Annotated in this window: 11 protein-coding genes; 6 read left to right on the top strand and 5 right to left on the bottom strand. The window is 71.8% G+C overall.

Going from position 1 to position 12,305, the window contains the following annotated elements:
* Positions 1-29 precede the first annotated feature (29 nt).
* Positions 30-1,010: a sulfite exporter TauE/SafE family protein gene (locus J5V16_RS04795; RefSeq protein WP_208494919.1), complete on the bottom strand. Its 981-nt coding sequence runs from the start codon at positions 1,008-1,010 to the stop codon at positions 30-32.
* Between the two features lie 235 nt (positions 1,011-1,245).
* Between J5V16_RS04795 and J5V16_RS04790 the strand changes: the two genes are divergently transcribed.
* The 3 genes from J5V16_RS04790 (at position 1,246) to J5V16_RS04780 (ending at position 4,027) form a co-directional block, all read left to right on the top strand.
* The gene (locus J5V16_RS04790) at positions 1,246-1,749 is read left to right on the top strand and encodes a DUF1269 domain-containing protein (RefSeq protein ID WP_208494918.1); all 504 of its coding nucleotides are present in this window, start codon (positions 1,246-1,248) and stop codon (positions 1,747-1,749) included.
* A gap of 109 nt (positions 1,750-1,858) precedes the next feature.
* The gene (locus tag J5V16_RS25390) at positions 1,859-3,028 is read left to right on the top strand and encodes a PP2C family protein-serine/threonine phosphatase (RefSeq protein WP_208494917.1); all 1,170 of its coding nucleotides are present in this window, start codon (positions 1,859-1,861) and stop codon (positions 3,026-3,028) included.
* A gap of 48 nt (positions 3,029-3,076) precedes the next feature.
* Complete coding sequence (locus tag J5V16_RS04780; protein WP_208494916.1) at positions 3,077-4,027, top strand: DUF4232 domain-containing protein; 951 nt, start codon at positions 3,077-3,079, stop codon at positions 4,025-4,027.
* Between the two features lie 65 nt (positions 4,028-4,092).
* Here the strand turns inward: J5V16_RS04780 and J5V16_RS04775 are convergent, their stop codons facing one another.
* Together J5V16_RS04775 and J5V16_RS04770 are read right to left on the bottom strand one after the other, a co-directional pair.
* On the bottom strand, positions 4,093-4,863 hold the full coding sequence (locus tag J5V16_RS04775) for a hypothetical protein (RefSeq protein WP_208494915.1): 771 nt from the start codon (positions 4,861-4,863) through the stop codon (positions 4,093-4,095).
* Between the two features lie 155 nt (positions 4,864-5,018).
* Positions 5,019-6,605: a cation:proton antiporter gene (locus tag J5V16_RS04770; RefSeq protein WP_208494914.1), complete on the bottom strand. Its 1,587-nt coding sequence runs from the start codon at positions 6,603-6,605 to the stop codon at positions 5,019-5,021.
* Between the two features lie 464 nt (positions 6,606-7,069).
* Here J5V16_RS04770 and J5V16_RS04765 point away from each other — a divergent pair, with 464 nt between their 5' ends.
* From J5V16_RS04765 to J5V16_RS04755, 3 genes are read left to right on the top strand one after another with little or no spacing between them, the layout of a single operon-like run.
* The gene (locus tag J5V16_RS04765) at positions 7,070-7,966 is read left to right on the top strand and encodes a dihydrodipicolinate synthase family protein (protein WP_208494913.1); all 897 of its coding nucleotides are present in this window, start codon (positions 7,070-7,072) and stop codon (positions 7,964-7,966) included.
* An 11-nt stretch (positions 7,967-7,977) separates the two neighbouring features.
* The gene (locus J5V16_RS04760; protein WP_208494912.1) at positions 7,978-8,979 is read left to right on the top strand and encodes a proline racemase family protein; all 1,002 of its coding nucleotides are present in this window, start codon (positions 7,978-7,980) and stop codon (positions 8,977-8,979) included.
* 54 nt (positions 8,980-9,033) lie between these two features.
* Positions 9,034-9,726: a GntR family transcriptional regulator gene (locus tag J5V16_RS04755; RefSeq protein WP_208494911.1), complete on the top strand. Its 693-nt coding sequence runs from the start codon at positions 9,034-9,036 to the stop codon at positions 9,724-9,726.
* A 61-nt stretch (positions 9,727-9,787) separates the two neighbouring features.
* On the opposite strand, the gene J5V16_RS04750 is transcribed toward J5V16_RS04755, so the two are convergent.
* Both J5V16_RS04750 and J5V16_RS04745 read right to left on the bottom strand, forming a co-directional pair.
* Positions 9,788-10,081 carry a hypothetical protein gene (locus tag J5V16_RS04750; RefSeq protein WP_208494910.1) on the bottom strand — a complete coding sequence of 98 codons (294 nt, stop codon included), beginning with the start codon at positions 10,079-10,081 and terminating at the stop codon, positions 9,788-9,790.
* Positions 10,082-10,173: 92 nt separating this feature from the next.
* Complete coding sequence (locus tag J5V16_RS04745; RefSeq protein ID WP_208494909.1) at positions 10,174-12,138, bottom strand: glycoside hydrolase family 15 protein; 1,965 nt, start codon at positions 12,136-12,138, stop codon at positions 10,174-10,176.
* Between the last annotated feature and the right edge of the window lie 167 nt (positions 12,139-12,305).

Below are 12,305 nucleotides of genomic sequence, written 5' to 3'. Positions count from 1 at the left end.
GGTCGGTGCGGGCCGCGACGGCGTTCGAATCAAGCGGTCTCGGCGGCCGGTTCGTCTACGCGGGCAGGCGTTTCGACGGCGACGGGGCCGGTCTCGGGATTGTCGGCGGGGTTGTTGGCCTTGTCGAGGACGGGGCCGCCCACGTCGCGCTCGGCGAGGTGGCGGCGCACCGAATAGGCGACGGCCGCGACCCAGGCGAGGGCGATGACGATGTAGACCGCGATCGCGACGCCGCCGGGGGCGGCGATCCAGTCGCTGCGCAGCAGCGTGCGGGTGTTGGTCAGGACGATGACGCCGCCGACGGCAGAGCCGAGCACGCGCGGCGGGATGTGGCGGACCAGCCAGGCCGCGATCGGCGCGGCGATGAGGCCGCCCAGCAGGAGCACGCCGACCCACGCGAAGTCGATGCCGGCGCTGCCGATGCCGACGAGGAAGCCGGCCGAAGCCGCGAGCGCGACCAGGAACTCCGAGGTGTCGATCGAGCCGATGACCTTGCGCGGCTCGATGCGGCCGCTGGCGAGCAGCGCGGGCGTGCCGACCGGGCCCCAGCCCCCGCCGCCGGTGGCGTCGAGGAAGCCGCCGACGAGGCCGAGCGGGGCCAGGAACCGCTTGCGCAGGGGCTTGCCGAGGTTCTTTCGGTCGAGACCGCGCACGGTGAAGCGGATCAGCAGGTAGAGGCCGAGGGAGAGCAGGATGATCGACATGACCGGGGCGGCGACCTCGGTCGAGAGCCGCGACAGGACCGTGGCGCCCGCGAAGGCGCCGATCGCGCCCGGGATGCCGATCTTGAGGACGACCTTCCAGTCGACGTTGCCGAAGCGCCAGTGCGAGGCGCCGGAGGCGAGGGTGGTGCCGATCTCCGCGAGGTGGACGGTCGCCGAGGCGGCCGCCGGGTTCGCGCCGATCGCGAGCAGCAGCGTGGTCGAGGTGACGCCGTAGGCCATGCCGAGGGAGCCGTCGACGAGTTGGGCGGCCAGGCCGACGAGGCCGAGGAGGACGAGCGAGCGCACGAGCGAGCCTTCCGAGTGATGACCGGAACGATTTCTCTACCAAATCTATGGGAAATATAGATTGCATGGCCGGTGAACGTCAACCGCCGGTCCCGCCTAGCGGGAATACCCCGTCCGAAGGGTTCGCAGCCGCCTCCCGGGCCGGAGTTTGGCGGGCGTTTCCCGGCGAGTCCCGTCGAAGGGGGACAGAATCGGGCGAGACGCCGCCGACGGCGGCCCGCAGAGAGGAAGACGCATGAGCAAGCTCATCGCCGTGGCCTATCCCGACGTGCCCACCGCGCAGACGGTCCTCGGCAAACTCGCCGACATGCAGAAGCGCGAGATCATCAAGCTCGACGACGCGGTCGTGGTCGAGCGGCGCGACGACGGCAAGGTCAAACTCCACCAGGCGAACTCCCTCGTGGGCGTCAGCGCCGCCGGCGGCGCGCTGTGGGGCGGCCTCATCGGCCTGCTGTTCTTCGCGCCCCTGCTCGGCATGGCCGTCGGCGCGGCCGCGGGGGCCGCGGGCGGGGCCATGACCGACATCGGCGTGGACGACACGTTCATGAAGGACCTCGGCAGAGATCTCGCTCCCGGCACCGCCGCCCTCGTGGTGCTGGTCCGGTCCATGACCGAGGACAAGGTCCTCGAAGAGCTCCACGGCCAGTACCAGGGCAAGCTCATCTCCACGAACCTCTCCACCGAGGAGGAGACGCGCCTGCGCGAGCACATCGACGCCGCCACCGGCGCCGGCAGATAGAAGAGCGCATCGGAGCGGACGGGAGCGGCCCCCGTCCGCTCTCGCGCGTCCAGGACCCGTTTTCACTGTTCAAGGCCGGGATTCAGACGGTGCCGCTTACGCTCTCCCCGTGAAGGGCAAGCCGGCCGGGCCGGAGATGCAGGGGTACTTCCGGTCCTATGTGCCGCCCAAGAGCCCCTGGAGCCGACTCGCCGCCGGGCAGCCCGGATCGGTCCTCGTCCTGCGGCTCATGCCCTACATCCTCCTCGCAGCGACCTTCCCGATCGCGTTCCTCGACGACACCGCCGCCGAGTACGCCGACTTCGCCGTGGTGCTCCTGCCCGCCTTCACCGCTCTCGTCAACGGCCCTGTCGCCACCGCCTGCTCGACCCTGTTCGTCATCGCCGTCATCAGCGTCGGGCAGGACGCGCTCGGCCTGCTCCCCTACCCCTCGTCGTCCTGGCACGACGTGCCGCCCGTGGCGATCATCGGCGTGCTGTGCACCGCCCTGGCGTGGGTCCGCAACCGGATGGTGCTCCGCCTGCTCGACATGACGCTCGTCGCCGAGGCCGTGCAGACCGCGATCCTGCCCGAACTGCCCTCCCATGTCGGCGGCGCGCGCGTCGCCGTCGCCTACCGGACCCACGACGGCAGCCCCGGCCTCGTCGGCGGCGACTTCTACGAGGTGCAGGAGACCGACCTCGGGATCCGCGCGGTCGTCGGCGACGTGCAGGGCCACGGCCTCACCACCGTCCACCTCACCGAAGCGCTCCTGGGCACCTTCCGGGAGCGCTCGCTCGACGACCCCGACCTGCACGTCCTGGCCGCGCGCATGGAGCGGCGGGTGCGCATGCACAACCGGTCCCGCACCGAATGGGAGCAGTCGTTCGCCACCGCCGCGCTCATCGAGATCACGCCCCGGTTCGACACGATCCGGGTCGTCCTGTGCGGCCACCCCGCCCCGCTCCTGGTGCGCGGCTCCGCGCAGCCCCTGGGCGCCCGGCCGATGCCCCCGCTCGGGCTCGCCGACTTCAGCTTGCAGCGCACCGAGATCCGCGAGGCCACGCTCATGCCCGGCGACCTGGTCGTGGTCTTCACCGACGGGTTCATCGAGAGCCGCAACGCCGCCGGGGAGACCTTCCCGGTCGTCGAGCGGATCAACGCCCACGTCGCCGCCGGCGTCCGCAACCCCGACCGGCTCCACCGCAAACTCAAGGCCGACTTCCAGAGCGGCGGCTACGAGCGCACCGACGACCTCACCGTCCTCATCATCCAGGCCCCCGGTGCAACCTCGCGCTAGGTGCTCGGCGTTAGGGAGGGTGGAAACCCGAACGACCGAAGGAACCGCATGCGACGCACCGCCCGGCCACTGGCACTGATCGCCGCCGTCCTCGCCCTCGCCGCGGCCGGATGCAGCGGCGACGAGGAGCGGCCGCCGGCAGCCGCGGCGACCTCGACCGAATGCGACGACCTGGGCATCCAGATGTCGCTCACCCCGACCGGGCAGGTGGCCGACCGGGTGTTCATGGCGATCGGCCTCGTCAACTGCGGCACCGAACCGCTGCTGCTCGACAGCATGCCGCAGGTCGGGGTCTTCGGCGGGAACGTCCTCGCGCCCCGCGACGCCAACGTCGAGGAGTCCATCACGGTCGACCCCGGCCAGGCCGCGGTCGCGCCGCTCTCGTGGGTCGAGGCGACGCGCTCCCGCGAGGTGATGGACGTCGACCGGTTCCTCATCAACGCGCTCCCGGTCTACGCCGGATACGAACTCGAACTCGCCCAACCGGTCCAGCTCAACACCGACCACGTGCTCGACCTCGGGGCCTGGCAGGTCGCCGGCGAACCGGCGATCCCGCCGGCCGAACCGGTCGCGCCCGCGACCGACCGGCCCGAAGAACCGGCCTGTCCCGAAGGCGGCTTCCACGTCACCGTCACGCAGGGCAGCGCCGCGATGGGCGTGCGCTCCGCCGGGATCGAACTGGTCAACTGCGGCACCGAGGACATCGCCATCAACGGCTACCCGGTGATCGAGGTCCCCGGCGTCGAGATCGAGGTCCGCCACGGCTCGGACACGCTCCAGGACCCCGGACCCACGGCGATCACCCTCGCGCCCGGCGACACGGTGAGCGCGGGCATGCTGTGGCGCAACACGGTCGAGTCCGCGGACGAGGGCGACGTCGTCAATGCGACCGAGATCCTCGTCGGCTACGCCGAGGGCTCGCCGCTGGAGACGGTCGGCCCCGAGGCCCCGATCGACCTGGGCACCACCCGCGAAATCGAGGTCACCGCCTGGCGGTGATGCGGTAGACCGCACGGCGATGGCGGCGGCGCATCGGCGCCGCCGCCATCGGTCCGTCTGAGGCGCTACTCGGCGCCTTCCGCGTGCTGCGGCTCGAAGTACGAGCGCGACGGCGCTTCCAGCGGGACGCCCATCGGCAGGTCCACGGTGACCGCCTCGCCGTTCGAGAACACGAACGTGACCTCGACGCTCGAACCCATGAACACGTCCTCCTTCAGCCCGTCCAGGAGCAGGAAGGAGCCCGTGGTCGGCGTCAGGCGCATGTACGAGGACGGGGCGAGCTCGATCTCGAAGTCCCGCTCCCCCATGATCTCCGCGACCGGCGCCTCGGGCGAGGCGGAGGCCTCGTCGTCGCCGGTCGGCGTCGCATCGGACGTCGGCGAGGCCGCATCGCCCGTCGGGGTCTCGGACGCGTCCGCGGTGGGCGTCTCGGTGGCGTCGGCGGTCGGCGTCGCCGACTCGTCGCCGGCCGGGGCCGAGGTCTCGCCTTCACCCGGTTCCTCGGTGACGAGGACGTCGGCCGCGAGGAGCACCGCCTCGGCGGCGGGGCTCGTGACCGCTTCGAGGAACACGGGCTCGTCGCCCTGGTTGTCCATCCAGATCCGCAGCGGGGCCTGCCCGCCCGCGGGGTAGAACCCGGTGTCCCCGAAGTCGACCTGCATGTCGCGCAGGGCGATCGCCCCGGCGTCAACGTCGACCCCCGAGATCGCCGTCTGCATCCCGCTGGTCTGGGCGCTCCGGCCCGCCCCGCACCCGGCTACGGCCAGACCCACTACCGTCAAGGCGGCGGCCCAGCGGACCCCGGCCGCCACCGCCCTCGCTTCTCGTCTCTCCACAAGCGCCACCTTAAGCGCGAGAGGACGACGCTCCCGGCCGCGACATACCGGGCATCGCTCACACTCTCTCCTCCGGACTCCCGATGCCGCGTGACATGTCACATGCCACATGCCACATAGCACTCCCGGAATACGAGAGGCGGCGAAGCGACCGGTCAGGAAGCGTGGCGGCGGCTCACCGCCCGGTGGTCGAGGGCGGCGAGGACGCGGTCGACGAGCACCGGGTCCTGCCCGGGCGAGGACCGCAGCTGCAGCACCCGCGCGGTCGCGGCCGACAGCATCTCGCCCTCGATGCGCTGGAACGTGTCGAAGCGCTCGGCGAGCCGCTCGGTCTCGGGGTTCTCGCGGTCCTCGACCATGGCGGTGATCTGCTCGGACCGCTGGTCGAAGCGGCGCTCCATAGCCGCCGCGACATCGTCGTCCACTTCGCCCTCGAGCCGCAGCTCGCGCAGCCGTGCCGTGGCCGCCCGGCCCGCCTCCCCCATGAGGAACCGCAGCGACGCCGTCTCCTTGTCATCGTCGGCGCGCACCCCGAGGAACGCGATCAGCCCCGGCAGGGTGAGGCCCTGCGCGACCAGCGTCGCGAGCACGACCGCCACCGACAGGAACTGGATCTGCTCGCGCCCGGGGAACGGCGAACCGTCCGCGGTGAACTGCGGGATCGCCAACGCGGTCACGACAGTGACGACACCGCGCATGCCCGCCCAGGCGGTGACGACCGCGAGGCGCGGCTGGTTGCCCAGCGATGTCCAGCCGATGCCCCTGCGGCCCAAGAGGATCGCCATGCCGAGCCAGAGGACGCGGACGGCGATCACCGCGCCGGCGACGGCGAGGGCCTTCCACAGCAGGTCGGTGACGCCGGGGCCGATCGCGTCGATGATGTCGACCAGCTCCATGCCGACCAGGCCGAAGGTGAGGGCGATGAGGCCGGTCTCGAGGACGTCCCAGACCGAGCCCTGGACGAGCCGGCCTTCGAAGTCGTCGGGGTCGTTGGAGCGGGCGACGAGGTAGAAGGCGGCGCAGATGACGGCGAGGACGCCGGAGGCCTTGACGACGTCGGCGAGGAGGTAGGCGATGTAGGGGGCGGTGAGGCCGAGGGCGGTGCGGACGCGGCTGTCGTCGACGAGCGAGCCGAGCCTGACCAGGAGCCAGCCGACGCCGAGGCCGATCGCGGCGGCCGCGACCGCGGAGTAGACGAAGAGTCCGGCCGTCCACATCGCGGAGACCGAGCCGGTGACGACGCCGAGGACGGCGACGTTGTAGAGGGTGAGGGCGGTGACGTCGTTGAAGAGGCCTTCGCCTTCGAGGATGGTGACGAGGCGGCGGGGCAGGCCGAGCCGGTCGGCGACGGCGGTGACGGCGGCGGCGTCGGGCGGGGCGCAGATCGCGCCGAGGACGACTGCGGCGCCGACGGGCAGGGCCGGGCTGATGGCGGCCGCGAGCGCCGCCACGGCTGCGGTGGTGACGAAGACGAGGAGGACGGCGAGGAAGAGGATGGGCCGCCAGTTCGCGGCGAAGTGCCGCCAGGAGGATTTGCGGGCGGCGGCCCACAGGATCGGGGGCAGCAGGACCGGCAGCAGGTGCTCGGGGTCGAGGTCGAGGGCGGGGATGCCGGGGATGAGGCCGAGGGCGAGTCCGTAGAGGCAGATGAGGACCGGGGCGGGGACGCGCATCCATTCGGCCGCGGCCGTCAGGAGGAGCCCGCCGACGGCGAGTGCGAAGAGGATCGCGACCAGCTCCATGCCACCTCCGACGCAGGGGAACCCTCGATGTCCGGACACCTTACGCCCGCCGGTTCAGGATCGGGCGCAGTCGGCCGTGGCGGCGTCGTCTTGCGGCCACCCATCGCCCGCGCGATCGCGGCCGAGGAAGCGCAGGAGTGGCACGGCGAGCCGGTCGCCCAGGCTTGACCAACGGACAGCCGAGCGCTGCGCCTCGCGGGAGCGCGGTCTCCGATACGGCAGGCCCGCGGGCGAGTCGGGCGATCGGCGTTCGAGGCATCGGGCCTCGATGTGCGTGACGGTTCGCCGTCGGTCCGCGACCCGTTGCCCCGCGGGACCCTCGAGCCGACTATAGTATGTGACATATTACTGATGCTGATCGGTGCGCGGCCGCTACCGCTGCGGGCCGCCGCCGCGGTCGCTTGCGGGTCGTCGCAGGCGTCAGCGGCAGTACCATGTCACACGTCATCGAGATTGGAAGCCCCATGTCGGCACCCGAATCGCGCCCCTGGCGCGGCGTCCTCGTCGCCACCGCCCTGCCGTTCAACGGCGACGGCACCGTCGACTTCGCGGCCTTCGACGAGCACTGCGCCTGGCTGGTGGCGAACGGCTGCGACGGCGTCACTCCCAACGGCTCCCTCGGCGAATACCAGACCCTGACCGAGGCCGAGCGCGCCGAGGTCGTCACCACCGCGGTCGCCGCGATCGGCGGCGAGCGGGTCATGCCCGGCATCGCCGCCTACGGCGCGGCCGAGGCCCGCCGCTGGGCCGAGCAGGCGCGCGACGCCGGCTGCGGCGCCGTGATGCTCCTGCCGCCCAACGCCTACCGGGCCGACGAGCGCTCCGTGATCGCCCACTACGAAGAGGTCGCGAAGGCCGGCGTGCCGGTCGTGGCCTACAACAACCCGATCGACACCAAGGTCGACCTCACCCCCGAGCTGCTGGCGAAGCTCCACGCCGAAGGCCTCATCCAGGCCGTCAAGGAGTTCTCCGGCGACGTGCGCCGCGCCTACCGCATCGCCGAGCTCGCCCCCGGCCTCGACCTGCTCGTGGGCGCCGACGACGTGCTGCTCGAACTGGCCGTCGCGGGCGCCGTCGGCTGGGTCTCGGGGTACCCCAACGCCCTGCCGAAGTCCACTGTGGCGCTGTACAGGGCGGCCGTCGCGCAGGACCTCGAGACGGCGCTGCCGCTGTACCGCCAGCTCCACCCGCTCCTGCGCTGGGACTCGAAGGTGGAGTTCGTGCAGGCCATCAAGCTCTCGATGGACATCGCCGGCCGCAAGGGCGGCCCGTGCCGCCTGCCGCGCGTCCCGCTGCTGCCCGAGCAGGCCGCCGAGATCCGCACCGCCACCGAGCAGGCCCTCGCGGCCGGGCTCGCCTAGGAAGGGGACCCATGCGCAGCAGGCTCGTGCTCCAGACCGTCGAGTCGCACACCGAAGGGATGCCCACGCGGGTCGTCACCGGCGGCGTCGCCCCGATCCCCGGGGCGACGATGATGGAACGCCGCGACCACTTCATCGCCCACCTCGACCACGTCCGCGAGTTCCTCATGAACGAGCCGCGCGGACACGCCGCCATGAGCGGGGCGATCCTCCAACCGCCGTCCCGCCCGGACGCCGACTGGGGCGTGCTGTTCATCGAGGTCTCCGGGTGCCTGCCCATGTGCGGGCACGGCACGATCGGGGTGGCGACGGTGCTCGTCGAGACCGGCATGGTGCCGGTGACCGAACCGGTCACCACCGTCCGGCTCGACACGCCCGCGGGCCTGGTCACCGTGGACGTGCAGGTCGAGGACGGGGCCGCGAAGGCCGTCACCCTCGTGAACGTTCCGGCCTACGCGGTGGGGCTCGACCGGACGGTGACCCTCAAGGACGGCCGTGAGGTCCCCTACGACCTGGCGTTCGGCGGGAACTTCTACGCGTTCGTCGACCTCGACGACCTCGGCCTGCCCTTCGACCGGGCCGCCAAGAACGAGCTCATCGCCGCCGGGCTCGACATCATGGCGGCGGTGAACGCCGAGTCGGAGCCGGTGCACCCGCTCGAGCCGTCCATCCGGGGCCTGCACCACGTCTACCTGACCGCGCCCGGCTCGGACGCGGCGCACTCGCGCCACGCCATGGCGATCCACCCCGGCTGGTTCGACCGGTCCCCCTGCGGCACCGGCACGTCCGCGCGCATGGCGCAGCTCCACGCCCGCGGCGAGCTGGCCCTGGGCCAGGAGTTCGTCAACGAGTCGTTCATCGGCTCGCGCTTCACCGGCCGCCTCGTCGGCGAGACCGAGGTCGCCGGCAACCCCGCTGTCATCCCGTCCGTCACCGGCCGGGCGTGGATAACCGGTACCGCGCAGTACGCCCTCGACCCCGATGACCCCTTCCCCAGCGGTTTCATCCTCTGAGCCCTCCCGCATACTGTGACGCGCCACGTGTGACATACCACTGAGGAGGTCCCCATGCCAGCTCGAGCCGGAGCCGCGCCCGCCGTCGCGATGACCCTGCCCGAGATGGGCGGGCGCCGCGCCAGCTACCGGGAGCGCATCGGCGAGGCCCTGCGGGCCGCCGTCATCACCGGCGAGCTCGCCCCGGGCAAGGTCTACTCGGTGCCGGTCCTCGCCGAGCAGTTCGGGGTCTCCGCGACGCCCGTGCGCGAGGCGATGCTCGACCTCGTCAAGGAGGAGCTGGTCGAACCGGTGCCCAACAAGGGCTTCCGGGTCAAGGTCGTCTCCGAGGAGCAGCTCGACGAGTACACGAAGCTGCGCGAGCTCATCGAGATCCCCACGACCGTCGCACTCGCGACCACCGCCGACCCCGCCGACATCGAGGCGCTGCGCCCGCTCGCGCAGGCCATCATCGACGCCGCCGCCGAAGAGGACCTCATCGCCTACGTCGAGGCCGACATGCGCTTCCACCTGGAGATGCTGGCGCTCTCGGGCAACATGACCCTCGTCGACACCGTCCGCAACCTCCGCCAGCGCTCGCGCCTGTACGGCCTGACCGCGCTCTTGGAGCTGGGCGAGCTGGAGGAGTCGGCCGGGGAGCACATGGAGATCCTGCACGGCCTGCTCACCCGCGACCCGGAGTACGTGCGGCAGGTGATGGAGCTGCACCTCAGCCACGTCAGGGGTTCCTGGGCGCAGCCCTCCTGACCGGAAACGGAGCGCGGCCGCGGGCGGAAGCCCGCGGCCGCTTCGCTTTGCGCCGGACCGGTCAGTGGTCGTCCCAGTGCCCGGCGTGGGCGGCGTGGCGGTGGCCGTCGTGCACGTAGTCGGTGTGGTCGCCGTGCATCACCGCGACGTGCCCGCAGTCCTTGCCGTGCTCGTGGGTGTGCCCGTCGTGGATTCGGTGGCGCTCCGGTTCGCATTCGTCGACGTGGTCGCCGTGGATCCGGTGCAGGTGCCCGTCGTGGGCGTAATCGGTGTGGTCGCCGTGCATGACCGCGACGTGGCCGCAGTCCTTGCCGTGCGTGTGCGAGTGCGCGGTGTGTTCTTTGTGCGCGGCCATGTCGCCGCCCTCCTCGGTCTTTCGTGGCGAGCCGGCGCGAAGGCGGCTCACCGGTCACCGTAGCCGCCCGACACGCCCCCTTTGAGGGCTTTTCACGATCCGGGGGGACGGGTTCCCGACAGGCGCTCGGCGTCGTGGATGGCGGCGGCCGCGTTGATGAGGCCGATGTGGCTGAAGGCCTGCGGGTAGTTCCCGAGCATGGCGCCGGTCGCGGTGTCGACCTCCTCTGACATGAGGCCGAGGTCGTTCGCGCAGGCCGCGGCCTCCTCGAACACTTCGCGGGCGCGTTCGACCCGGCCGGTGAGGGCGAGGGCCTGGGCGAGCCAGAACGTGCACATGACGAACGCGCCCTCGTCGCCGTCGAGGCCGTCGGTGCCGGTCTCGTAGCGGCGCACCAGGCCGCGGCCGGCGCGGAGGCGATCGGCGATGGCGTCGACAGTGGAGACGACGCGGGGGTCGTCGCCGGGGAGGAAGCCGACGGCAGGCAGGAGGAGGACGGCCGCGTCGAGGTCCTCGCCGTCGAAGGCCGCGCCGAACGCGCCGATGCGGGGCTTCCACGCGTACGTCTCGATGGCCTCGCGGATGCGGTCGCGCGCCGCCGCCCAGCCCGGCGCGAGCTTGACCGGGTTGAAGTCCTCGGGCCTCAGTTGCCTGGAGGCGAGGATGTCCGGGCCGAAGTACAGGGCCTCGTGCGCTTCGACCTCGATGAGCTCGGCGTTCTTGACGGCGCGGTCGAGGGCGACCCAGCACATGAGCTTGGAGTAGGTGTAGTGGCGGGGTGCGCCGCGGGACTCCCAGATGCCCTGGTCGGTCTGTCCCCACTGGTCGGCGGCGGCATCGGCGACGACGGTGAGGAAGTGGCGGGCGGTGGCGTCGAGGTGGCCGAGGTGGTGGCGCAGCTGCCAGGCCGCGTCGAGGAGTTCGCCGTAGACGTCGAGCTGGGGCTGGAGCCAGGCGGCGTTGCCCACGCGCACGGGGCGTGACCCGCGCCAGCCGGAGAGGTGGGTGAGCTCCCTTTCGGACAGGTCGTGCTCGCCGCCGACGCCGAACATGATCTGGAGCGGGCTCTGCGGGTGGTAGTGGGCGGCGGCGCGGGTGATGAACTCGAAGAACGCGACGGCCTCTTCGGTGCTTCCTGCCGCCGCGAGCGCTTGGACGGTGAAGCTGGCGTCGCGGATCCACGAGAAGCGGTAGTCCCAGTTGCGGCCGGCGCCGACGGCTTCGGGCAGGGAGGTGGTGGGGGCGGCGACGAGGGCGCCGGTCGGCTGGTAGCGCAGGGCCTCGAGGACGAGGATGGAGCGGCGCACGAGGTGGGGCAGGGGGCCGTCCCAGGCGGGGTGGGCGTCGCTCCAGTGCTGCCAGCCCTGGATGGTCTCCTCGAGTTCGGCGTCGACGGCTTCGGGGGTCCAGGTCGCGGGCGGTTCGTCGGCGAGGCCGGCCGACTGGGTGACGAAGCGGAGCTTGTCCCCGGTGCGGAGGACGACGCGGGCGTGGGCGCTGTCGTCGATCTCGAGCGGGATGGGGCTGGTGAGGACGAAGCGGACGGGACCGCCGGTCGCGAGGATGCCGCCGGGGACGGTGGTGAAGATCGGTTTGACGAGGCCGAATTCGGGGCGGGGCTTGAAGTCGAAGTCGATCTCGACTTCGCCTGCGGTGCATTCGAGGACGCGGAGGGTGGCGCGGGGGGCGCGGGAGGCGAGGCGGAGGCGGACGCCGGTCTCGGCTTCGATGGAAGGGCCGATGGCGAAGGTGTCGATGAGGTGGGCGGTGCCGGTGGCGGTGGTGAAGACGGTGCGCAGGACGAAGGTGTCGCCGACGTAGCCGCGTTCGCTGGTGAAGGGGCCGGCGGGGCGGATCGACCAGTGTCCGGCGTCGTCGTCGAGGAGGCGGGCGTAGACGGCGGGGCTGTCGAAGCGGGGCCGGCAGAACCAGTCGATGGAGCCTTCGGAGGAGACGAGGGCGGCGCAGCGGCGGTCGGACAGGAGCGCGTAGTCCTCGATGGGGCGGCCGCTGCCGTGGGCGGTCGCGCCCGGTTCGGCGGTGTCCCCGTGGTCCATGGTCGGCTCCTCGCCTTCGGCGCTGGCGGCATTCTATGGCGCTCATCGACAGGTGCGGGCGGGTTTCACCCGTTCACTGATGCATCACGTATGCCATGCGACATGTGACATACCACTGGTCGAGTGGCGGGAGTGAAAGGCGAGTCGGGTTCCGGAGTTGTGACCCG

The sequence above is a fragment of the Glycomyces niveus genome, from assembly GCF_017592475.1.
GTDB lineage: Bacteria > Actinomycetota > Actinomycetes > Mycobacteriales > Micromonosporaceae > Glycomyces > Glycomyces niveus.
The sequence above is the reverse complement of the archived record's forward strand: the minus strand, read 5'-3'. Positions and strand labels throughout refer to the sequence as shown.